This is a genomic window from Stenotrophomonas sp. YJH_SMC_27, assembly GCF_059369815.1.
Genome location: NZ_JCAFTA010000001.1, coordinates 263,806 through 287,134 on the forward strand (window position 1 = coordinate 263,806; position 23,329 = coordinate 287,134).

Genomic DNA, 23,329 nt, shown 5'->3' on the forward strand with positions numbered 1-23,329 from the left:
GTCCTTTGGCTGAAATCATCGTAGTCACCTCCGGCAAGGGCGGCGTGGGCAAGACCACTTCCAGCGCGAGCCTGGCCTGTGGCCTGGCGAGGCGCGGCAAGAAGGTGGCGGTGATCGACTTCGACGTCGGCCTGCGCAACCTCGACCTGATCATGGGCTGCGAACGCCGCGTGGTGTACGACTTCGTCAACGTCGTGCACGGCGAAGCCACCCTCAAACAGGCCCTGATCAAGGACAAGCGCTTCGACAACCTGTACGTGCTGGCCGCCTCGCAGACCCGCGACAAGGACGCACTGACCCAGGAAGGCGTGGGCAAGGTTCTGAAGGACCTGGCCGCCGACGGCTTCGACTACATCATCTGCGACTCGCCGGCGGGTATCGAAAAGGGTGCCTTCCTGGCGATGTACTTCGCCGACCGCGCCGTGGTGGTGGTGAACCCGGAAGTGTCCTCCGTGCGCGACTCCGACCGCATCATCGGGCTGCTGGATTCGAAGACCCACAAGGCCGAATCCGGGCAGAACGTGCCCGCGTTCCTGCTGCTGACCCGCTATACCCCGCTGCGCGTGGAAACCGGCGAGATGCTCAGCATTGCCGACGTCGAGGAAGTGCTGGGGCTGAAGGCGATCGGCGTGATCCCCGAGTCGGGTGACGTGCTCAATGCCTCCAACAAGGGCGAGCCGGTCATCCTGGATGTCGAATCCGCAGCCGGCCAGGCCTATGAGGACGCTGTCGCGCGCATCCTTGGCGAGGAGCGGCCGATGCGCTTCACCACCGTGGAGAAGAAGGGCTTCTTCAGCAAGCTGTTCGGAGGGTAAGCATGGGCCTGTTCGATTTCCTCAAAGCGAAGAAGACCACCGCCGAAACCGCAAAGAACCGCCTGCAGATCATCATCGCGCAGGAACGCAGCCACCGCGGTGGCCCGGACTACCTGCCCCTGCTGCAGCGCGAGTTGCTGGAAGTGATCAAGAAGTACGTGAACATCGACGTCGATGCGGTGAAGGTCGACCTGGTGAAGGATGGCCAGCACGACGTGCTGGACATCTCCGTGGCGCTGCCTGAAGGCCCGGACAAACCCTGATCCCCCGCCCCGCCCGTGCCTGCATGGGCGGGGCTGCGTGACCTGCATGACCGATACGACAACCACCGTGGGCATCACCTGCGTGGGCGACATCGCCTTCGCCGACGCGCAGCGCCTGCTCGCCGCGCATGGCCTGCGGCTGCACCACGTGGCGCCCGGCGAACCGATTCCCGGCAGTTACTGGGGCGAGCCAGAGGCCGGCATCATCGCCAGCAACGTGTACGTGCGCGACGACACGCCCGTGCATTCGATGCTGCACGAAGCCTGCCACCTGATCGTGCTGCCGCCGGAGCGGCGTGCGCAGGTGCATACCGACGCCACCGACTCGGTGGCCGAGGAAGATGCCACCTGCTACCTGCAGATCGTGCTGGCCGGGCAGCTGCCGGGTGTTGGCAGCGCGCGGTTGATGGCCGACATGGACGCTTGGGGGTACACGTATCGGCTGGGGTCTACACAGGCATGGTTCGAACAGGACGCCGAAGACGCGAAGGCGTGGTTGATCGAACGCGGGTTGCCGGTGGCGTAACGCTCGGTAGTGCCGGCCGCTGGCCGGCAACCAGGTGATGCTTCACGGGTTCATGAGGTTGCCGGCCAGCGGCCGGCACCACCCCATCAGCCCTGCCCGGCCAGCGCGCGCAGGGTAATACCGACGATGTAGGCCAGGTAGGTGCCGGTGGCATAGCCCATCGTGCCCAGCAGCACGCCCACCGGCGCCAGCGCCGGATGGAACGCGGCGGCCACCACCGGCGCCGAGGCCGGGCCACCGATGTTCGACTGCGAACCGATGGCGAAATAGAAGAACGGCACCTTCAGCAGCTTGCCCAGGCACCACAGCAGCACGATGTGCACGGCGATCCAGATCAGGCCGAGCAGGAACAGCCACGGGCGGTCCAGCAACGCCAGCAGATCCATCTGCATGCCGATGCAGGCGATCAGGAAGTACAGCAGCAACGAACCCAGACGCGAGGCACCCGCGCCTTCCAGGTTGCGTGCGCGGGTGAAACTCAGGCTCAGGCCCAGCGTGGTCGACAGCACCACCACCCACACGAACGGTGCGTCCAGGCTGAACTGCGCGGCCCAGCTGACATTTGCCTTGAACCACGCCGCCAAGGGCGCACCGATCGCGTGTGCCAGTCCGACGCCACCGAAGGCCACGGCCACGATCAGCATCAGATCGGTGAGGCTGGGAATGCGCTCATGCTCGGCCTGGAAGCGCGCGATGCGCTCCTTCAGTTCATCGATGGCCGAGGTATCGGCGCCACTGCGTGCATCGATCTTCGCCGCACGACCGGCGAGGAAGATCAGCGCCGCCATCCACACATAACCGACACCCACGTCGACCACGGCGAACTGGCCGAAGGTGGTCGCGTTGACGTCGAACACTTCGCGCATCGCCAGCATGTTGGCGCCACCACCGATCCAGCTGCCGGCCAACGCAGCCATGCCGGCCCAGGTGTCACCGGCCACGGTTTCCGGATGCACGGCGCGCATCAGCAGGAAGGCCACGACCGCCCCGAGCATGATGCTGGCCGATGCCCCCAGGTACATCAGCACCAGCTTCGGGCCCAGCCGCAGGATGCCCTTGATGTCCACCGCCAGGGTCAGCAGGATCAGCGCCGCCGGCAGCAGGATGTCGCGTGCGATCGGGTTGTAGAGCCGGGTGCTCTGCCCGTCGATCAGGCCGACGGTGTTGTAGATGCCGGGAATCAGGTAGCACAGCAGCAGCGCCGGCACGAAGGTGTAGAAGCGTTTCCACAGGCCCTGCTCGCGCGAGGCGGTCCAGAAAACGGCGCCGAGCGTGGCGGCGATCAAACCGAAGACGACGATGTCGTTCTGGATCAGGGCAGTCGAAGGCATGCAGGCGCTCTGGTAGAGCCGGCCGCTGGCCGGCTGCTGTTGGCGGCAGATAAGGTGTGCCGACCAACGGTCGGCACCCACCGGTAAAGCAGATGGTGAAACAGAAGCGCCGCCCCGGAGAGCGGCGCCGCAACCATCAGTTGCCGATGTGCTGCTTCAGCCAGGCATTGACGGTGTCATGCCACAGGATGCTGTTGTTCGGCTTGAGCACCCAGTGGTTTTCATCCGGGAAGTACAGGAATTTCGATTCGATGCCCTGGCGCTGGGCGGCGGTGAACGCGGCCAGGCCCTGCTCGACCGGGATGCGGAAGTCCTGCTGGCCGTGGATGACCAGGATCGGCTTCTTCCAGTCCGCCACGTGGTTGACCGGGTTGAACTTCTCGTAGTTCGCGGCCTTCTGGTACGGCGTGCCGCCCTGCTCCCACTCGGTGAACCACAGTTCTTCGGTGGCGTAGCCCATCATGCGCTGGTCGAACACGCCGTCGTGGTTGACCAGGCACTTGAACGGGCTGTTCCAGTTGCCGGCGATCCAGTTGACCATGAAGCCGCCGTAGCTGGCGCCCAGCGCACAGGCCTTGTCACCGTTGAGGAAGGAATACTTCTTCAGCGCCGCATCCCAGCCCTTCTGCAGGTCTTCCAGCGGGCGGTCGCCCCAGTGCTGGCTGATCGCATCGGTGAACGCCTGGCCGTAGCCGGTGGAGCCGTGGAAGTCGATCATCACCACCGCGTAGCCCTGGCCCGCATAGGTCTGCGGATTCCAGCGGTAGCTCCAGCCATTGCCGAAGCTGCCCTGCGGGCCGCCATGGATCAGGAACGCCACCGGGTAGGACTTGCCTTCCTGATAGTTGTGCGGCTTGACCACGTAGCCATGCACGGTGTCGTTGTTCCAGCCCTTGAACTCGAACTGTTCGTAGTCGCCGAAGGACACGTCCTTGAGTACGTCGCCAGCAGCCGGGGTCAGCGCGCGCAGTTCGCCGATCGGCTGGCCTGCGGCCGGCAGCAGTCCGACCAGCACCTGGTCGTTGCTCTTCAGGCTGTTGCGGGTGATCGCCACGCTGTTGCCGGCCACATCGACCGAGGTCACGCTGCCGTCGCCAACCAGCTTGGTGGCCTTGCCGCTGGCCACGTCGATCTGGAACAGCGGATGCTCGCCGAGGTCGTCGGCGGTGGTGTAGATGCTGGCGCCGTCGGCGGACAGGGTGATGCCGCCCGCCGAACGGTCCCACTGCGGCGCGATCTCGCGGGTCTTGCCGCTGGCCAGGTCCATCGCCATCAGGCCGAAGCGGTCGGCCTCGAAGCCCGGGCGCTTCATCGCACGATAGAACAGCGTCTTGCCGTCGGCGCTGAACACCGGGCCGGCATCCCAGGCCGGGTTGGAGGCGGTCAGGTTGACCGGCGCCTGCTTGCCCGCGGCGTCGAAGCGGTACAGATCGAAGTTGGTCGACCACGGTTCCTGCTTGCCGGCCACACGGATGCTGGCCACTACGTTGGCGCCATCCGGCGACCACGCGAAGTCATCATTGCCGCCGAACGGCTTGGACGGCGCATCACCATCGATGGTCGCGCTCAGTGCCGAGGCGCCCTTGACTGCACCGGCTTTGGCCGCAGGCAGCGGAGCGACGAACAGGGTGTTGCGGCGGCCGTCGTTCCAGGTGTCCCAGTGGCGCACGAACAGCGAATCCCATACCTGGCCGCTGGCCTTGGCGTCCTTCTTTTCCTTCAGCTTCTTCTCGGTGCAGGCCAGGTCCGAGGCGCAGGCCTGGAACACGCCGGCGCTGAACAACACGCGGTCGTCCTGCGGCGACACGTGGTAGCTGTCCACGTCGACCGGGAAGTCGGTCAGCTGGCGCGGAGTACCGCCGTTGATAGGCTGCGCGTACAGCTGCTGGCTGCCGTTTTTGGCGCTCAGGAAATACACCGTCTGGCCATCGGCCGACAGCGAGGCGGAATTGACGTTCCAGCCGGCCGGGGTGATCTGCTTCGGCGGCGCTGCGTCGCGGGTGCGCAGGTTGCGCGCGAACAGCGCGGTGGAGGCCTTCAGGTTGGCGTCCACGCTGCGCTTGGCGAACACCACGGTGCCACCGTCTGCGGTCAGCACCGGCGCGGAAACGCGGTCCATCGCCACCATGTCGCGGACTTCCAGGCCACGGGCAGCGGCAACACTGGGCAGGGCGGCCAGCAGGCTCAGTGGCAGCAGGGCATGACGCAGTTTCATCGGGGTCTCCGCAGGACGGCAAAAAACCGATGGTAGGCCCGCATGGCCGGGGCTGCCAAGGCCATCGGTCATGGCTGCAGGCGGGCAATCGCCATAAACAGCAAACCCCGCCGAAGCGGGGTTTGCGGTACTGCCGGCCGCTGGCCGGCAACCAGGGGTATCACGGGATTCCGGGATTGCCGGCCAGCGGTCGGCACTACCCGTCCCTTACGCCTTGGCGTACTTGCCGGTGCGGTAGATCAGCCAGCCGACCAGGAACAGCACGGCCAGGCCGATCCACTGTGCGCCCGGCAGGTGGAACGGCACTGCCAGCACATCGGCGCGGCTGCTGACCACGATCGGAATCGCGATGGCGATGCCCATCAGTGCCTCACCGGTGATCAGGCCGGCGGCAAACAGCACGCCCGGCTTGTGCACGCGGTCGCGGCCTTCTTCGTCATCGGCGCGCACCCTGTGGAAGCGCTCGACCAGATGGGCGATCAGGCCGCCGAGGAAGATCGGCACCATCAGTTCCAGCGGCAGGTAGATGCCGATGGCGGCGGCCAGCACCGGCACGCGGAAGCGCGCGTTGCGGGACTTCAGCCAGCTGTCGAAGGCGATGATGGCAGCGCCGACCACAGCACCGATGCCGATGAAGGTCCACGGCAGTTCACCACCGAACAGGCCCTTGGCCACCGAGGCCATCAGGTTGGCCTGCGGCGCAGCCAGCGCGTTCGGGTGCAGCTCGGACTTCACGCCGATGCCGTAGGCAGTGGCCAGCAGGTTCAGTACCGGGGCCATGATCAGCGCGCACGAGAACGCACCGATGCCCAGCATCAGCTGCTGCTTCCACGGGGTGGCACCGACGATGTAACCGGCCTTGAGGTCCTGCAGGTTGTCACCACCGACCGCAGCGGCACAGCACACCACCGCACCGATCATGATCGCGGCCACCGCGCCCAGCGGCGCCCCGCCGGCACCGACCGGCTTGAGGCCGTCAGCGCCCAGCAGCACGACCAGCACGGCCGAGGCGAACAGGATGGTGGAGATGGTGATGCCCGAGACCGGGTTGTTGGACGAACCGATCAGGCCGGCCAGGTAGGCCGAGACCGACACGAACAGGAAGCCGGCGACGATCATGATGAGGGTCATCGGGATCGACACGTGCCACTGGCCGACGATGGCCTGGTACAGGGCCAGCAGCGGCAGCACGAACGCCACCAGGGCAACCAGCATCCACTTCATCGGCAGGTCGCGCTCGGTATGCGCCAGCACCGGGCCACCGCTCTTGCGGGCGGCGGCAAAGCCGCTCTTGACGCCGTTGAGCAGCGACTTGCGCAGCGAGATCAGGGTCCAGATGCCACCGATCAGCATCGCGCCGACACCCAGGTAGCGCATCTTCGCGCCCCAGATGGCGAACGCCGCCTCGGTGGACGAAGCCGCGGCAACCGACGCGGCCAGCGCCGGATCGGTGTTCATGAAGAACGCCTGGTAGATCGGGATGGCGATGTGCCAGGTCAGGATCGAACCGGACACCACCACGATGCCGACGTTGAGGCCGACGATGTAGCCCACGCCCAGCAACGCCGGTGACAGGTTGGTACCGATGAAGGCGGTGACCTTGGAGCTGCCGACATAGGCCGAGGTGGCCCAGGCATCTGGAATCAGGCGCATCCCGCTTTCCGCGGCCAGCTTGACGAAGGCGCCGATCACCGCCGACAGGCCGAGGATCTTCAGGCCCGGGCCCGGGTTCTCGCCGGCCTTGAGCACTTCGGCCGCCGCCTTGCCTTCCGGGAACGGCAGCGGATCTTCGACGATCATCGAACGGCGCAGCGGCACCGAGAACAGCACGCCCAGCAGGCCGCCGAGGCCGGCGATGCCCAGCACCCACCAGTACTTGAAGTCCGGCCAGTAGCCCATGATCACCAGCGCGGGGATGGTGAAGATCACGCCGGCGGCGATCGACGAACCGGCCGAAGCGCCGGTCTGCACGATGTTGTTTTCAAGGATGGAGCCACCGCCCAGCAGGCGCAGCACGCCCATGGAAATCACCGCGGCGGGAATGGCGGTGGCGATGGTCAGGCCTGCGAACAGGCCGAGGTAGGCGTTTGCGGCCGACAGCACCACCGCCAGCACGATGGCCAGGGCCACTGCGCGGAAGGTGAGCTGCTTGGGCGCAGCGTCGTGGTTCATGGAAGCCCCTGCTGGCAAAAAATCCCTGCCACGCTAGCGTTCAGGGGGCGGCAAGTCCAGTGCGGTTGGTACCGGCTGGCAAGCCCTCGCCCAGCGCTGCGCCCTAGCAGGCCCCTGGCCCCTTCAGATGTGTCGTGTTTGACCAAGTTGTGCACAGGGCACCGGTGCGTCGGAGCGGGGGGGCCCTTGACCCCAATCCCCCGACGCCCCCGGCCCATCGGGCGATGCGCGCCAGGCGGGGGGGTTTGCGATTCAGCACCTGCTTGAGTCGATTCCCGGAATCCAACACCGTGCACTGCCACCAACACAACGTCGGCAAGGAGACCGCATGGCAGACGCACCATTGATCACGATGATGCGTGCCCTCCTCGTTGCAGCGGGCGCGATGCTGTGCCTGCTGCTGGGTATAGGCAACGTCAACGCCTACAGCGGGTTCGGCACCGCGGTGATCGAGGATCGGGAAGGAATACCTTGTTTCGGCCTGCCGCCGCGGGCACTGGAATGGGTCCGATCGCCCCGTATCCTGCAAGCGGTGATCGTGTATCACCACGACACGGTGAAGGCATGGTCGTTCATGTACGACCTGACTCCCGTAGAGCCTTTGGCACCGGGCCAGTGCATCGTCTACGGCGATCTGCCAGCCTCGGCCACGCTGCGCACTTCTCCACAGCCATTGATTCCTGCAACCTTGTACGAGGTCTACCTCAACGCTCCCACCAATGGCCCAATCAGGGGCTACACGGCGAAGTTCTGCCTGAAAGCTGCGCCTGACGGATCGACTCGGGTGATCCCCATCAGGTACGACAAGCGGACGGGTTGGAGCGCAGCTGTCTGCCAACCCTGACGGGCTACGCAGCAGAACGTTATGTTATATCCTGTCACGCCGGTCGAACATCCCACGTGGCCTCTTCCCCCTCCCTCCGCCTTGCCTCCATCGACCAGCTGCGCGGCACCGTGATGCTGTTGATGTTGCTCGACCACGTGCGCGAGACCTTCTTCCTGCAGCACCAGGTAAGCGACCCGATGGACGCGGGGACGGTCTCCCCTGCGCTGTTCACCTGCCGTCTGCTGGCGCACCTGTGTGCGCCCGTGTTCGTCCTGTTGACCGGCCTGTCGGCCTGGCTGTACGGCCAGCGCCAGGCGGATCCGCGCCGGGCCACCGCAGCCTTCCTGCTCAAGCGCGGGCTGTTCCTGGTCGTGCTGGAACTGACCCTGGTGAACTTCGCCTGGACCTTCCAGCTGCCGCCGGACACGCTGTACCTGCAGGTGATCTGGGCCATCGGGCTGAGCATGATCGCGCTGGCCGGGCTGCTTTGGCTGCCACTCCCGGCCCTGCTGGTGCTGGCAATCGCGGTGGTGGCCGGGCACAACCTGTTCGACGGCTTACGGGTGCAAGGCAATGGCCTGCTGGCGGTGCTGTGGAAAGTGCTGCACCAGCGCGACTGGATCGAGGCCGGTGCGCTGCGCCTGCGCACGTCCTATCCGCTGCTGCCGTGGATCGGGGTGATCGCACTGGGCTACCTGATGGGGCCGTGGTTCGGTCGCGAGCGCGCGCCAGAGCAGCGCCAGCGCTGGCTGCTGTGGGCAGGCATCGGCGCGCTGGCCCTGTTCGCACTGCTGCGGTTCGCCAACCAGTACGGGGATGCACCGTGGCAGTACCAGACCACCACGCTGCGCACCTGGCTGAGCATCCTCAACATCACCAAGTACCCGCCGTCATTGCAGTTCCTGCTGCTGACCCTGGGCGTGGGCCTGCTGTTGCTGCGCCTATACGAATGGCCGCCCCTGGCGCTTGCGCTGCGCCCGCTGGCCGATATCGGCGCCGCGCCGATGTTCTTCTACCTGCTGCACCTGTATGTGCTGAAGGGGCTGTACCTGGCCGCGCTGGCGATCTGGGGACCGACGCACGGTGACCTGTACGCACTGGATTCGGTGACCGGCCTGCTGCTGGTGGCCTGTGCGCTGGCGGTGGTGCTGTACCCGCCGACGCGGGCCTTCGCGCGGTTCAAAGCGCGAAGGCGCGATCTGCCGTGGTTGCGATACCTGTGATCGCCCAGACCAGTCCGGCAATCCACGCATGGCGTGGATCCACTGAAAGCGGATCGGGCCACAGGCCTATAATTCCGCGATGAATTCCACCGCTATCGCTTCCGACGATTTCCTGGGCCACCCCAAGGGCGTCTACGTCTGCTTCTTCACTGAAATGTGGGAGCGCTTCTCCTTCTACGGCATGAAGGCGCTGCTGCTGCTGTACCTGACCAAATACCACCTGTTCGGCGACAAGGCCGGCCTGGACCTGCTCGGCGCCTACGGCGGCCTGGTGTACTGCATCCCGGTGTTCGGCGGCATGCTGGCCGACCGCTGGCTGGGCATGCGCCGGGCGGTGCTGTTCGGCGGCATCCTGCTGGTGCTCGGCCACCTCGGCATGGCCTTCGAGGGCCATGCAGCCTACCGGGTGAACGGCGAAGTGGTGCGCGACACCTCGGCACTGGCGGTGACCTACCTGTCGCTGGCGCTGATCATCATGGGCGTCGGCTTCCTCAAGCCGAACATCTCCACCATCGTCGGCAAGCTGTACGCCAAGGACGATCCGCGCCGCGATTCGGGCTTCTCGCTGTTCTACGCCGGCATCAACCTCGGTGCGCTGTTCTCATCGCTGGTGTGCGGCTTCCTTGGTGAGGCCTACGGCTGGAAGTATGGATTCGGTGCGGCCGGCGTCGGCATGCTGGCCGGCCTGGCAATGTTCCTGTGGGGCCAGAAATACCTGCAGGGCCACGCCGAACCGCCGCAGCCGGCAGCGCTGAAACAGAAGGTGCTGGGCCTGCCGCGCGAATGGCTGATCTACCTGTGCGCGATGCTCGGTGTGCTGCCGGTCGCCTGGCTGATGTGGGCCGCCGGCAATGGCGCGTTCGCGCTGGGCGGTGAAATCAGCCTGGCGCTGATGCTGATGCTGGTGGTGCTGGGCGGCGTGCTGGTCTGGTTCGCCTGGTTCACCGGTACGAAATGCACGCCGGTGCAGCGTCAGCAGATGATCGCGCTGATGGTGCTGATCTTCATGGCGCTGGTGTTCTTCACGATGTACGAGCAGTCCTACGGCTCGTGGGTGACCTTCACCGACCGCCTGCTGACCAAGGACATCGTGCCCTCGCTGGTGATCACCGGCGGCACGCCGCTGCCGTGGTCGATTCTCTCGCTGCTGCTGGCACCGCTCGGCTTCGTGGTCAGCGCGCGCCTGTCGGAACGGCGCCCGGGCTCGGCTGCGCCGCGCACGTTCTTCGCCGCCATCGTCGTGCTGATGCTGGTGCTGCTGGTGCGCGACTGCCTGGTGATCCCGCAGACCGCAGGCTCGCTGACCTACCTGGGTGGCCTGTTCCTGGTGCTGCTGGCGCCGGCCTTCGCCGCGCTATGGACCTGGATGGACCGCCGCGGCTGGGAGCCGGGCAAGCCGGTGAAATCGGCCTGGGGCCTGGTAATCGGCGCGCTGTCGTTCGTACCGCTGGCGCTGGCCGCGCAGCAGGTGGGCGCCACCGGTGAGATGGCCAGCGTGTGGTGGCTGGTGCTGGCCTACTTCCTGCTGGCCAGCGGCGAAATGTGCCTGTCGCCGGTCGGCCTGTCGGCGGTGACCCAGCTGGCCGTACCGCGGGTGATGAGCCTGATGATGGGCACCTGGTTCCTGGCCACCGCGTTTTCGGAAACGCTGGCCGCGCTGTTCGGCAAGCTGGCGGCGATCGAGGTGCCCGAAGGCGAAGCGCTGGACATGGTGGCCGCTGCCGGTGCCTATGCGCACCTGTTCTGGCTGCTGATGTGGATCGGCTTGGGCTGTGCGCTGGCCGCCTTCATTGCCGCGCCGCTGCTGAAGAAGATGATGCACGGGGTCAAGTAAGCCCGGTGCAGGCGAAATCCGGGGCGGCGGATCGATCATCCGCCGCTCCCGGCGTGCTCAGGGTGCGCTGCTCTTTTCCGCAGGCGCGGCCTGCGCGGCCACCTGTCCCCCCAGGCTGCGCGAGAGGAAGGCCAGCAACCTGCTGTAGTACGTGCGTTGGTTGGCAGGCGAATAGAAGCCATGCCCTTCGTTCCTGACGTACAGGGTTTCCACCGGCGAACCCGCCTTCTTCAATGCCGCTTCCATGCGTTCGCTGTGCACGATCGGCGCACGCTGGTCCTGGCCACCTGCGGCCAGGAATACCGGCACCCGTACCTGCGCAGCCAGATTCACCGGGGAACGCTCTGCCAGATCCTTGGGCGATCCCAGCCAGTTGCGCAGGTAGGCCAGGCCTGACTCATCACTCTGGATATCTCCGCGGGCGTACATCAACGGCAGATCGTAGATGCCGACGTAGCCGGCCACGCACTGGTAGAGGCCTGGTTCGCGCACCGCCCCCATCATCGCCGCATAGGCACCGTAACTGGCCCCGTAGATGCAGATGCGGTTCTTGTCGGCCACGCCCTGGTCGATCGCCCACCGCGTGGCATCGGTGACGTCATCCTGCATCGACAGCCCCCATTGCTTGCGCGCAGCCTGCATGTGGGCCCGGCCATAGCCGGAAGATCCGCGGAAATTCACCTGCAACACCGCATAGCCTGCCGCCGCCAGCATCTGTGCCTCGGTGTCGTAGGTGCCGTCGTCGGCAACGCCGATCGGGCCTCCGTGCGGCACCACTACCATCGGCAGCGCACCGGCCTCGTGGCCATGCGGGACGGTAAGGAAACCATGCAGCGGACGCCCGTCACGCGCCTTCAGGCTGATTGGACGCACCTGCGCGGCCAGCGCAGGGTCGATCCAGTCGCTGCGGCTGATCAGGTGCCGAGCACTCTTGGCCACCGTGTCATAGAGATAGAAATCGCCTGGGTTGCTGCCTGACCAGGTTTCCACCAGCACCGTCCTGCCATCGCGCGTGCTGGAGGTGATGTAGACCGCTCCGCCCAGGCCCGCTTCGAGGCTGCGGTAAAGGCGGGCTTCGTCCGAGGCATCATCGAAGAATGCCGTTCGCGGTGCACTGCCAAGGAACAGCGCCCCGACCGGTACGCGGCTGCCGGGGCGCCGGATGATGCGCGCAGGGTCGGCCGTCCCATCGCGCAGCACGGTGCGTCGCTCATTGCTGTGCGGATCCCAGCTCACAATGGCGTCAGGCCCGTCTGCCTGCTCGACCTGCAGGTACGCCAGGCGACCATCGGCCGAAAAGCCGAGCGGCAGCTCGATGCGCTTGCTCAGGGATTCATCGTTGAGCAGGATCCAGTCGCTGTTGCTGCCCGTGCGGTAATAGAGCTTCTGCGTGCCGTCGGTAACGACAGCGCGCGCGAACCGCACCTCGCCCTGCTCATCGGTCGTGAAGTCCGCATCGGGAATGGGAGCCCGTGCCACCGCATTGCGGCGACCGGTGATCACGTCCATGCGCTCGACCTGTGCATGCGAACTGCCGACCAGCGGGATTACCGTCACCAGTGCGTTGCGGTCGTCGTCCTTGAGTTCATCACTGAGGTACGCGGCCACCAGGCCCGCCGGCTTGACCTTGATGTTGGTACCCAGGCTCTGGTCGGCAACCCGGTAACCCACCAGCAGCTCGCCGCCCTTGCCATTGGCATTGATGCCGAACAATTCGCCAGTCGGCGTCGGCCGCTCCAGCACCCCGAACTTCTGTGCCATGCCGACCAGAAGCCGCTCGTTGCTGACCCAGTCGAAGGTGTGGGCGTGATCGTTGCGGGGCGGGCGGAAGCTGCCCACCATCTTCATGTCGGCAATGCGGTAGATCGCCAATGCGGTCCCGGCCTCCAGCGGAACCGTCGCGGCGATGTACTCGCCCCCCGGTGAAATCTTGATGTCGGTAAACGACTCCTGCCGCAGATAGCGATCCAGGTCCAGCGTCGCCGCCGATGCTCCGCCCACAACCGCTCCCAGCAGTACAGCAAGCACAATCCTGCGCATCCTTCCCCCATGGAAAACCGGACACCCTGTCCGGATGCACGATTCTAGGCACGTGACCGTTTGCCGCGCCACATCGGCAGAAAAAACGACGGCACCGTTGCCGGTGCCGTCGTTACCACTACCTTGGAGAGAGAGTCAGGACGTGGGTTCGGGGGGCATGCGCCGGGTCAGTGGACCCCGCGCACCGCCAACGTTAGGGCCAGGATGCTGAGGATCACGGCGATGGTGCCGTCAAGCACACGCCAGGTGCTGGGCTTGGTGAACAGCGGCGCCAGCAGGCGTGCGCCCAGTCCCTGCGCGGTCAGCCAAAGGCAGCTGGCGGTCACCACGCCGGCGGCGAAGGCCATGCGGGCGTTGCCGAAGTTCTCGGCGATCGAGCCGATCACCATCATGTCCAGCCAGAAGTGCGGGTTGATCAGCGAAAAGCCGACTGCGGCCATCAGCACCGCGCGGCGGCTGCCGTCATCGCTGTCAGCCTCACCCATGCCGCCGCCACCGGCGATCGCACGGCGTGCCGACTTCATCGCGTACCAGGCCAGGAATGCCACGCCGGTCCACAGCACGGCGCTGGTCAGCCACGGCAGCGCCGAGGTGAGCGTGCGCAGGCCGGCAACGCTGGCGAAAATGAAGATCGCATCGATGGCCGCACAGGTGGCAACCACCGGCACGATGTGCTTGCGCAGGATGCCTTGGCGCAGAATGAAGGCGCTCTGGGCGCCGACCACGGCGAACAGGCCGATGCCGGTAGCTGCACCAGAGAACCAGGCACCGAGGCCGGTGCTGGCGGAGATGACCGAGAACATGGGATTCACTGCCTTAACTTGCTTGGGGGGACGGTGCCTCGCGAAGGCGGACAGCACCGGAACGGGCGCCATTGTCGCGCCGCAACATGAAAAAGACGAGCTAAACTTCCTAAACCAACATTAGCGGAGCTTAATTCGATGCGTATCGATCATGCCCAGCTGCGCGCCTTGGCCGCGGTGATCCGCGAAGGCAGCTTCGACCGCGCCGCACAGTCGCTGAATGTCACGCCCTCGGCCATCTCGCAGCGGGTCAAGGCACTGGAGGACCGGATCGGCCGCCTGCTGGTCAAGCGCGGCACGCCTGCCACCGCCACCGCCGAGGGGCAGCTGCTCGTTCAGCTGGCCGAGCAGACCGCCCTGCTCGAACACGATGCGCTGCACCGGATGGGCCTGGCCGATGAGGATCTGCCCCAGGCCAGCATCCCGGTGGCGGTGAACCACGACAGCCTGGAAACCTGGTTTCCGCAGGCCGCCTACCAGTTCGCGCAGACCACCGGCACCACCCTGGACCTGCGTGTGGAAGACCAGGACCACACCGTGGAGCTGCTGCGCCAGGGCACGGTGCTGGGCGCAGTGACCACGCTGGACGAGCCGGTGCAGGGCTGCCAGATCCATGCGCTGGGCAGCATCCGCTACGCAGCGACGTGCACCCCCGAATTTCGCGAACGCCACTTCGCCAAGGGCGTGACCGCGCAGGCGCTGGCACAGGCACCGGTGCTGGTATTCAACCGCAAGGACGACATGCAGTCGCGCTTCGCCCGGCGCATGGCCGGCGACGACCTGCCCAGCACTGCACCGACCTGGTGGATTCCGTCCACGCGCGCCTTCGTGCAGGCCAACCTCGGCGGACTGGGCTGGACCATGAACCCGCTGCCACTGGTCAAGCGGCACCTGGACGCCGGCCGCCTGGTCTACGTGCGCCAGCGCGCGTGGGAAGACGTGCCGCTGTACTGGCAGCACTGGAAGGGCGACGTGCAGACCATGGCCCTGCTCACCCGCGCGGTACTGGATGCCTCCTCGGCGCTGATCCGGCGCAAGCGCTGAGTTGGCTTCTCAGGGGGTGTAGATCTTGGTTGACAGGCGCTTTCGGCTCACGGGGTCAAAATGCGAGACGATCGCGACACCAGATAGCGCACTTGCCAGCCGACAGGTGCACTTTTTTTACGTAGGCTGGAAGGCTTGTCATCTGTGAGTCAAACCGAATGGAACTTCCTGACGAAATCTATGAGCAGGTCACTGACCTCTCAGAGCAGGGAAACGTCCTCATGGATGCCGATGACCATGCTGGTGCGACTCGGTGCTGGCTGCAGGCTTTAGAAGCGTTGCCAGCTCCTGCCAAGGATTGGGAGGCCTACACTTGGCTCTGTGCTTCACTTGGAGACGCGAGCTTTCTTTCCGGTGACGTAGTGGCCGCCCTGAAGTACTTCATGGATGCATTGAATGGTCCGGACGGGCGTGCCAATCCCTTCATTCTGTATCGCGCTGGCCAATGCAACGAACTTCTGGGGCAGCGGGATCGGGCCCTTGAATACCTGCTCAGGGCGTATGCACTGGACGGCGAGGACATATTCGACGCTGACGATGAAGGCGGGAAGTATATTGCCCTGCTGCGACAGCAGGGCCTTACTTCGCCCTGATACCACCAAGCCGGCCAAGCGCTGAGAATACCGCGCCTGGTCGCCAGGACGTGGCCAGTCCTCAGCCATGGACGAATCAGGGCGAGAGCGACTTAATCCCCTCCGTCCCTTTTTTCTCCGCTCTTCTGTGCGTGACCGGGGTCCGTTCAGGGGCGCCCGGTTGTGCCAGCATCGCAGCACCCGACACGGAGCGCCGCGATGCAGACCGATCCGCTGTTCCTGCACATCCGGGTGGTGATGGGCATCATCCTCGGCCTGTCGATCACCACCGTGCTCAAGGGCCTGGCGCAGATCATCGAGCATCCGCAGCGCCGCGGCTGCTCGGCCCTGCACCTGGGCTGGGTGGCGTGGACGCTGATATCGCTGGTGACCTTCTGGTGGTGGGAGTTCCGCCTCATCGAGGTGCACCGCTGGACGTTTGAAACCTACCTGTTCGTGATTGTGTACTGCGCGACCTGGTTCCTGCTGTGCGCGCTGCTGTTTCCCGACGACCTGCGTGAATACGGCAGCTACGGGAACTATCTCATGCAGCGTCGGCGCTGGATCTTCAGCGTGGTGGCTGCACTGACCCTGCTCGACCTGGTCGATACCGCCATCAAGGGCAGCAGCCGCTGGAAGCTGCTGGGAGCCGCGTACCCGTTGCATGCCGTGTTGATGCTGGCGGTGGCGGTGCTCGGCTGGCGACTGCGCAGCCAACGCACACAGCTGCGCCTGGTGCTGGCAACGCTGGCTTACCAGATCGGCTACTTCGCCGTGGAGTACTTCACCGTCGGCAGTGACTGACCGGGGTGCAAGCACCTGCTGAAAGCCTTTCACTGCCACGCCGCCGGGCGACATCTGCATCAGCGGCACCGATCCCCCTATCCCCTGCTGCTGCGGGGCCTCCATCCAATCTCCATCAACCCTACACATCGATTCCATGCGCCATGCAGATACTGAGCGGCCGATCACCGCAAGGATGCCCTGCATGCCTGTATTCTTCCGCGACGCCCGCCCCGAAGATGCCGCCGCCTGCATCGACCTGCGCGGGCGCACCCGCGAGAACGCCTTCAGCGCGGCCCAGCTTGCGGAACGGGGCATCACGGTGGACAGCTGGGCGGCCGGCATCGCCCAGGGCGATTCGATCGGCCGCATCGCCTGGGACGGCGAGCGCATGGCCGGCTACTGCTTCGCCGACCGTGACAGCGGCGAGGTGCTGGTGCTGGCCCTGCTGCCGGACTACGAGGGCCGCGGCATTGGCCGCCAGCTGCTGCAGAACGTGGTCAGCCTGACCCGCGATGCCGGCCACCAGCGGCTGTTCCTGGCCTGCTCCGCCGACCCGCGTTCGCGCTCGCATGGCTTCTACCGCCGCCTGGGCTGGCGCCCGACCGGCGGGGTCGATGAGGCCGGCGACGAGATCCTTGAGCTGGTCTGATCCCACCGTTGCCGGGCGTCGCCTGCCGTCCATGTGACAGCGCCGCGAAACGTCGGATGCTGCGTTGCATCAAAAAAGGACCGGATCCGGTTAGAATCGCGGATGGATGCTGCAAGGCGTTGTTTCTTCACGCCCTTTCCCTGCCCCACGCGCATCCTGACCCCTTCCCCTCCGCCAACGATCCCGCCCCCATGAAGAAATTTGGCAAGGCTCTTCTCGCCCTGCTCGTGCTGCTGTTGCTGGCCGCCGCGCTGTTCCTGTACTGGCCGCTGACCCAGCGCTCGGTGCCCGCCGCCAGCAACGACAAGCCCGTCGATGTTGTGCTGGTCGGCGCCGGCATCATGAGCATCACCCTGGCCACCTACCTGCAGGAACTGCAGCCGGACTGGAACATCCAGGTCTACGAACGCCTCGATGGCGTCGCCAGTGAAAGCTCCGATGGCTGGAACAACGCCGGCACCGGCCATTCGGCCTTCGCCGAACTGAACTACACCCCGGAGCTGCCCGATGGCAGCATCGAGACCAAGCGCGCGGTCGGCATCGCCGAGTCGTTCGAAGTCTCGCGCCAGTTCTGGTCGCACCAGGTGAAGGAAGGCCGGCTGAACCAGCCCAGCGACTTCATCAACCCGACGCCGCACATGAGCTTCGTCTGGGGCGATGACAACATCGCCTACCTGCACAAGCGCCAGCAGGCCCTGGTCAAGAATCCGCTGTTCTACGGCATGCAGTACTCCGAGGATCCGGCGCAGATCAAACAGTGGGCCCCGCTGCTGATGGAAGGCCGTGACCCGAAGCAGAAGGTTGCCGCGACCTGGATGCCGCTGGGCACCGACGTCAATTTCGGCGTGATCACCCGCCAGCTGACCGCCGGCCTGCAGCGCAGCCCGAACTTCAGCCTGCACCTGAACCATGAAGTGACCGCGCTGCGGCAGAACGCCGACAAGAGCTGGAACGTGACGGTGAAGGATCTCAAGGCCGGCACCGAGACCACCACCCACGCCCGGTTCGTGTTTATCGGCGCCGGTGGCGCCGCGCTCAAGCTGCTGCAGATGTCCGGCATTCCGGAATCGAAGGACTATGCCGGCTTCCCGGTCGGTGGCCAGTTCCTCGCCTTCCAGGGCCAGGACGTGACCTCGCGCCATGGGGTGAAGGCCTACGGCATGGCCGAGACCGGTTCGCCGCCGATGTCGGTGCCGCACCTGGATGCACGCAAGCTGGACGGCAAGCCGGTGGTCCTGTTCGGGCCGTTCGCGCTGTACAGCACCAAGTTCCTCAAGCACGGCTCGTGGTGGGACCTGTATTCCTCGGTCACCCACAACAACGTCGGCCCGATGCTGGAAGTGGGCAAGGACAACCTGGACCTGGTGCAGTACCTGATGGGCCAGGCACGCCTGAACGATGCCGACCGCCAGGCCGAGCTGGTCAAGTACTTCCCCAGTGCCAAGCCGGGTGACTGGAAGCTGATCACCGCCGGCCAGCGCGTGCAGATCATCAAGCGCGATCCGCTGAAGGGCGCGGTGCTGCAGTTCGGTACCGAGATCGTGACCGACAAGGACCACACCATTGCGGCCCTGCTCGGCGCCTCGCCGGGTGCATCGACCTCGCCGCCGATCATGCTGGACCTGATGGCCAAGGCCTTCCCGGAGCAGATGAAGGCCGGCTGGGAAACCCGCCTGCGCGAGATCGTGCCGTCGTATGGGCGCAAGCTCAACGACAGCCCGGCGCTGGTCAACGAGATCCGTACGCTGACCAGCCAGACCCTGCACCTGCCGTATCTGGAGGTGCCGGTGAATGCGAACGCGGCATCGCCCGCTGCGGCCACGGTGCCTGCGCAGGCCAAGGAAAAGCGCAACGCCAATGAGGAACTGCAGGCGCTGTAAGCCCGCACGTTCCTTTCGATGCAGACGGACGGCCACCTTCGGGTGGCCGTTCGCTTTTGGGCGGCTCCCTGCTGTGGAGCCGAGCCCAAGCTCGGCTCCAGCAAAAAGCAGCCGAGCATGGGCTCGGCTCTACAGAAGGCGATGCCTGGTGCCGGAAAGCCGATGCACGATGACACGAATTGTAATGTTGTTAAGAATTATTTACATTTGCGCCCTGCACAGTGACCGCGCCCTCCCAGATGGACCTGATGTGCCCGAAGCCGCCGCCCCGGGTACTGGACGACTGTCGCCACCCTTCCCGCTTCCAAGCCTCGAGCCCACCATGTCCTTGACCCTGCGTAACCGCCTGCCCCGCCGCGCGCTGCTGCCGGCTGCCCTGCTTTCGTCGTTGACCCTGCTGGCGGCGCCCAGCGCGTTTGCTGCCGCCGACGGCTCAGCCGATGCCAAGACCCTGGACCGGGTCAGCGTGCGAGCCGAGCAGTCCGCTCCGCCGGCCAGCACCACGCGCCTGCCGATCACCCTGCAGGAAACCCCGCAGTCGGCCACTGCGATCAGCCTGCAGCGCCTGCAGGACGAATCGCTGTTCAGCATCAATGACGTGATGCGCAACGTGACCGGCGTCAGCGTGTCCTTCTATGACACGCAGCGCCCGCTGTACTACGCGCGCGGCTTCGCCATCACCGACTTCCAGGTCGACGGCATCCCCACTTACAGCGGGTCCACCAACCAGGAATACGACACCGCCTTCTACGACCGCATCGAAGTGATCCGCGGTGCCAACGGCCTGCTCAGTGGTGCGGGTGTGCCGTCGGCCACGGTCAATCTGCTGCGCAAGCGTCCGGGCAGGGAATTCGATGCCTCGTTCGCGGTCAGCACGGGCAGCTGGGACTATCGCCGCATGGAAGCGGACGTGACCGCGCCGCTGACCGATGACGGCCGCTTCCGCAGCCGCGTGGTCGCCGCCTATACCGATCGTGGCCTGTACTACGACCGCTACGACGAGAACAAGATGGCCGGCATGGCGGTGCTTGAAGGCGATGTCAGCGACAGCACCACGCTCACCCTCGGCTACCAGACCCAGGACAACAACCCGACCGGTTCGACCTGGGGCACCGTGCCGTTCTTCGACAGCCAGGGCAATTTCGCGCACCTGCCGCGCTCGACCAACCTGTCGCCGAAATGGAGCTACTGGAAGCGCGAGAGCAACACCGCCTTCGCCAACCTGGAACAGCGTTTCGGCGACAACTGGCTGTTGAAGATCAACACGGCCTACACCCGCGGCAACGTGCAGAACGTGCGCCTGTACGGCACCGGCAACCCGGACCCGGTGACCGGATCGGGCATCTACCTGCGTGCCGCCGCCGGTGATTCGAAAGACACCCGACGCAATGTCGATGCTTACCTGACCGGCAGCTTCCCGCTGTTCGGCCGCGACCACGACCTCACGGTCGGCGCCCAGTGGTCGGATCTGGAAGGGACCACGAACACCGTCGCGCTGAACTTCCCGGGCGACTGGGCCACCTGCGGGCGTGAGCGCTGCTACTACATCCCCAATGTGTACTCCTGGAACGGCGACATTTCCGAGGTGACCTACACCCGCACCGGCGCACGCCGTGTAGCGAAGACCACGCAGAGCGGCGTCTATCTGGCTACCCGCGTGCACCTGGCCGATCCGCTGTCGCTGATCGCCGGTGCACGCCTGAGCCGGTGGGAAACGCTCAGCCGCTCGTACAACGCTGCCGGCGCCTATACCGGCACCAGCGGTGCGTACAAGGTGAGCGATGAAGTCACTCCGTACGTGGGCCTGGTCTACGAGATCACCCCGAACGTGTCGGCCTATGCCAGCTACACCGAGATCTTCAATCCACAGAACTACAAGGACCGCAACGAGAACCTGCTGGCGCCGGTACAGGGCTCCAACCTGGAAGCGGGCATCAAGACGCAGTGGTTCGATGGCCGCCTGACCGCCAATGCGGCGGTGTTCGAGGCCAAGCAGGACAACTATGCGGTGCGCGACATGGGCGTGCCGGAGGGTTCGCTCAGCGATGGCACCTCGGCCTACATCGGCGTCAACGGCACCAAGGCGCGCGGCTGGGAGATGGACGTCAACGGCGAGATCCTGCCGGGCTGGACGGTCAATGCCGGCTACACCCACGTCAAGGTCACCCGCGCGGCCACTGACCTGCTGTACGCCAACCCGCCGAAGGATCTGTTGCAGCTCAACACCCAACTGCAGCTGCGCGGCGCGCTGGAACGCCTGAGCGTTGGCGGCGGCCTGCAGTGGCAGAGCAAGGTGCAGGGCTACAACATTGCCTACCCGCTGGGCGGCACGGTCACGGTGAACCAGCCGGCCTACATGCTGGTGAAGTTCAACGCCAACTACCGCATCAGCGACAACTGGACGGCGACGCTGAGCGTGCGCAACGCGCTGGACAAGAGCTACTGGGCGAACCTGGACTACAACAACTACGGCGAGCCGCGCTTCGTGTCGGCCAGCCTGCGCTGGAAGTTCTGAGCAACCCGCGAACCGGTGGGTGCCTGGTGGGTGCCGACCGTTGGTCGGCACGCCCTCTCCGCCACGACCCACCGTCGTGGCCTACCTGAATGGGCCCGCCTCCGCGCGGGCCTTTTTTGCTGCATTGCGGGTTGCACTCCGCTCCGTAATTATGTCGTAATTATTTCAACGCCAGTCGGAAGCCCGTCGATGAACCCGAGTTGGGATACGTTGGAGCGCAGCCGCCAGGCGCGCCTGGAGCGGGCCGCGCCGTGGGCGCGCGGCCACCAGGTCGCCGCCGGGGACGTGGGTGAACTGCTGCACGCGCTGCTGGAGCCCGGCGACAAGGTCTGCCTGGAAGGCAACAACCAGAAGCAGGCCGACTTCCTGGCACAGGTGCTGGCCGGCCTCGATCCGGCACGAGTGCACGACCTGCACATGGTGCAATCGGTGCTGTCACTGCCCTCGCATCTGGATGTGTTCGAGCGCGGCATCGCTTCCCGGCTCGACTTCTCCTTCTCCGGCCCCCAGTCGGTGCGGCTGGCCAACCTGGTCGCCGAGGGCCGCATCCAGATCGGTGCCATCCACACCTACCTGGAACTGTTCGGCCGCTACTTCATCGACCTGACCCCACGGGTGGCGCTGGTCACCGCGCAGGCCGCCGACCGCCACGGCAACCTCTACACTGGCCCGAACACCGAAGACACGCCGGTGATCGTCGAAGCCACTGCGTTCCGGGGCGGGATCGTCATCGCCCAGGTCAACGAGATCGTCGACAGCCTCCCCCGCGTCGATATTCCTGCGGACTGGGTCAACTTCGTGGTGCAGGCGCCGAAGCCGAACCATATCGAGCCGCTCTTCACCCGCGACCCGGCGCAGATTTCCGAGATCCAGGTGCTGATGGCAATGATGGCCATCAAGGGCATCTACGCCGCGTACGGCGTGAATCGTTTGAATCACGGCATCGGCTTCGATACCGCCGCCATCGAACTGCTGCTCCCCACCTATGCCGAATCGCTCGGGCTGAAGGGAAAGATCTGCCAGCACTGGGCACTGAACCCGCACCCGGCACTGATTCCGGCGATCGAATCGGGCTTCGTAAAGTCGGTGCATTCGTTCGGTTCGGAACTGGGCATGGAGAAATACATTGCCGCGCGCGGCGATGTGTTTTTCACCGGAGCCGACGGCTCGATGCGTTCCAACCGCGCGTTCTCGCAGACCGCAGGCCTGTATGCCTGCGACATGTTCATCGGTTCCACCCTGCAGATCGACCTGCAGGGCAACAGTTCCACTGCCACCCGCGACCGTATCGCCGGCTTCGGTGGCGCACCGAACATGGGCTCGGACGCACGTGGCCGCCGCCACGCCAGCGAGGCCTGGATCAAGGCCGGCCAGCAGGCCGCACGTCCGGGCGAGATGCCACGCGGGCGCAAGCTGGTGGTGCAGATGGTGGAAACCTTCCGCGAGCACATGGCCCCGGCCTTCGTCGAGCGCCTCGATGCCTGGGACCTGGCCGAGCGCGCACAGATGCCTTTGCCGCCGGTGATGATCTACGGCGATGACGTCAGCCATGTGCTGACCGAGGAAGGCATCGCCAACCTGCTGCTGTGCCGCACGCCGGAGGAACGCGAACAGGCGATCCGCGGCGTATCCGGCTACACCGCCGTCGGTCTTGGCCGCGACCGCGCGATGGTGGAGAACCTGCGCGACCGCGGCGTGATCCGTCGCCCGGACGACCTGGGTATTTCGCCCCGCGACGCCAGCCGCGATCTGCTGGCCGCACGCTCGGTGAAGGACCTGGTGCGCTGGTCCGGTGGCCTCTACGACCCGCCCAAGCGCTTCCGCAACTGGTAAGG

At 65.7% G+C, this 23,329-nt stretch carries 18 protein-coding genes; 13 read left to right on the top strand and 5 right to left on the bottom strand.

The genetic code is table 11. The annotated features are described in order from the left end of the window. The first annotated feature begins 5 nt into the window (after nt 1–5). Genes minD through AC5P7R_RS01225 form a run of 3 tightly spaced genes read left to right on the top strand, consistent with a single transcriptional unit; the run spans nt 6 to nt 1,604 of the window. Nucleotides 6–815: a septum site-determining protein MinD gene (gene minD, locus AC5P7R_RS01215; protein ID WP_019659318.1), complete on the top strand. Its 810-nt coding sequence runs from the start codon at nt 6–8 to the stop codon at nt 813–815. 2 nt (nt 816–817) lie between these two features. Beyond that, nucleotides 818–1,078 carry a cell division topological specificity factor MinE gene (gene minE / locus AC5P7R_RS01220; protein WP_005408532.1) on the top strand — a complete coding sequence of 87 codons (261 nt, stop codon included), beginning with the start codon at nt 818–820 and terminating at the stop codon, nt 1,076–1,078. A 46-nt stretch (nt 1,079–1,124) separates the two neighbouring features. Further along, nucleotides 1,125–1,604: a hypothetical protein gene (locus AC5P7R_RS01225; protein WP_019659319.1), complete on the top strand. Its 480-nt coding sequence runs from the start codon at nt 1,125–1,127 to the stop codon at nt 1,602–1,604. 86 nt (nt 1,605–1,690) lie between these two features. On the opposite strand, the gene AC5P7R_RS01230 is transcribed toward AC5P7R_RS01225, so the two are convergent. The 3 genes from AC5P7R_RS01230 to AC5P7R_RS01240 all read right to left on the bottom strand — a co-directional run bounded on the left by AC5P7R_RS01230 (nt 1,691) and on the right by AC5P7R_RS01240 (nt 7,322). Continuing rightward, entirely contained in the window at nt 1,691–2,935 is a 1,245-nt protein-coding gene (locus tag AC5P7R_RS01230) for a DUF819 family protein (RefSeq protein WP_021203107.1), read from the bottom strand. A 136-nt stretch (nt 2,936–3,071) separates the two neighbouring features. Beyond that, on the bottom strand, nt 3,072–5,150 hold the full coding sequence (locus AC5P7R_RS01235) for a S9 family peptidase (RefSeq protein WP_134735530.1): 2,079 nt from the start codon (nt 5,148–5,150) through the stop codon (nt 3,072–3,074). 207 nt (nt 5,151–5,357) lie between these two features. Continuing rightward, the gene (locus tag AC5P7R_RS01240) at nt 5,358–7,322 is read right to left on the bottom strand and encodes an OPT family oligopeptide transporter (protein ID WP_021203105.1); all 1,965 of its coding nucleotides are present in this window, start codon (nt 7,320–7,322) and stop codon (nt 5,358–5,360) included. Between the two features lie 328 nt (nt 7,323–7,650). On the opposite strand from AC5P7R_RS01240, the gene AC5P7R_RS01245 reads away from it, so the two are divergent. From AC5P7R_RS01245 to AC5P7R_RS01255, 3 genes are all read left to right on the top strand, one after another. After that, nucleotides 7,651–8,166 carry a hypothetical protein gene (locus tag AC5P7R_RS01245; RefSeq protein ID WP_021203104.1) on the top strand — a complete coding sequence of 172 codons (516 nt, stop codon included), beginning with the start codon at nt 7,651–7,653 and terminating at the stop codon, nt 8,164–8,166. A gap of 56 nt (nt 8,167–8,222) precedes the next feature. Next, nucleotides 8,223–9,371 (top strand): acetyltransferase domain-containing protein, encoded by a 1,149-nt coding sequence (locus tag AC5P7R_RS01250; RefSeq protein ID WP_227853928.1) that lies wholly within the window; start codon nt 8,223–8,225, stop codon nt 9,369–9,371. Between the two features lie 79 nt (nt 9,372–9,450). Next, nucleotides 9,451–11,205 carry a peptide MFS transporter gene (locus AC5P7R_RS01255; RefSeq protein WP_478436252.1) on the top strand — a complete coding sequence of 585 codons (1,755 nt, stop codon included), beginning with the start codon at nt 9,451–9,453 and terminating at the stop codon, nt 11,203–11,205. Between the two features lie 57 nt (nt 11,206–11,262). Here AC5P7R_RS01255 and AC5P7R_RS01260 read toward each other — a convergent pair whose 3' ends face one another. Together AC5P7R_RS01260 and AC5P7R_RS01265 are read right to left on the bottom strand one after the other, a co-directional pair. Beyond that, on the bottom strand, nt 11,263–13,245 hold the full coding sequence (locus AC5P7R_RS01260) for an alpha/beta hydrolase family protein (RefSeq protein WP_111101826.1): 1,983 nt from the start codon (nt 13,243–13,245) through the stop codon (nt 11,263–11,265). Nucleotides 13,246–13,412: 167 nt separating this feature from the next. Next, nucleotides 13,413–14,048 (bottom strand): LysE/ArgO family amino acid transporter, encoded by a 636-nt coding sequence (locus tag AC5P7R_RS01265; protein ID WP_019659326.1) that lies wholly within the window; start codon nt 14,046–14,048, stop codon nt 13,413–13,415. Nucleotides 14,049–14,186: 138 nt separating this feature from the next. Between AC5P7R_RS01265 and AC5P7R_RS01270 the strand changes: the two genes are divergently transcribed. The 7 genes from AC5P7R_RS01270 to mdcA all read left to right on the top strand — a co-directional run bounded on the left by AC5P7R_RS01270 (nt 14,187) and on the right by mdcA (nt 23,327). Next, a complete protein-coding gene (locus tag AC5P7R_RS01270) occupies nt 14,187–15,092 on the top strand; it encodes a LysR family transcriptional regulator ArgP (RefSeq protein WP_019659327.1) in 906 nt (301 codons plus the stop codon). A 158-nt stretch (nt 15,093–15,250) separates the two neighbouring features. Further along, nucleotides 15,251–15,685 carry a tetratricopeptide repeat protein gene (locus tag AC5P7R_RS01275; protein ID WP_111098263.1) on the top strand — a complete coding sequence of 145 codons (435 nt, stop codon included), beginning with the start codon at nt 15,251–15,253 and terminating at the stop codon, nt 15,683–15,685. Nucleotides 15,686–15,883: 198 nt separating this feature from the next. Continuing rightward, nucleotides 15,884–16,468 (top strand): hypothetical protein, encoded by a 585-nt coding sequence (locus tag AC5P7R_RS01280; protein WP_021203099.1) that lies wholly within the window; start codon nt 15,884–15,886, stop codon nt 16,466–16,468. A 184-nt stretch (nt 16,469–16,652) separates the two neighbouring features. Further along, complete coding sequence (locus AC5P7R_RS01285; protein ID WP_495213702.1) at nt 16,653–17,099, top strand: GNAT family N-acetyltransferase; 447 nt, start codon at nt 16,653–16,655, stop codon at nt 17,097–17,099. A 191-nt stretch (nt 17,100–17,290) separates the two neighbouring features. Next, a complete protein-coding gene (gene mqo / locus AC5P7R_RS01290) occupies nt 17,291–18,979 on the top strand; it encodes a malate dehydrogenase (quinone) (RefSeq protein WP_111098261.1) in 1,689 nt (562 codons plus the stop codon). 322 nt (nt 18,980–19,301) lie between these two features. After that, nucleotides 19,302–21,494 (top strand): TonB-dependent siderophore receptor, encoded by a 2,193-nt coding sequence (locus AC5P7R_RS01295; protein ID WP_227853930.1) that lies wholly within the window; start codon nt 19,302–19,304, stop codon nt 21,492–21,494. A 189-nt stretch (nt 21,495–21,683) separates the two neighbouring features. After that, nucleotides 21,684–23,327 (top strand): malonate decarboxylase subunit alpha, encoded by a 1,644-nt coding sequence (mdcA, locus tag AC5P7R_RS01300; protein WP_021203095.1) that lies wholly within the window; start codon nt 21,684–21,686, stop codon nt 23,325–23,327. The last annotated feature ends 2 nt before the right edge of the window (nt 23,328–23,329 follow it).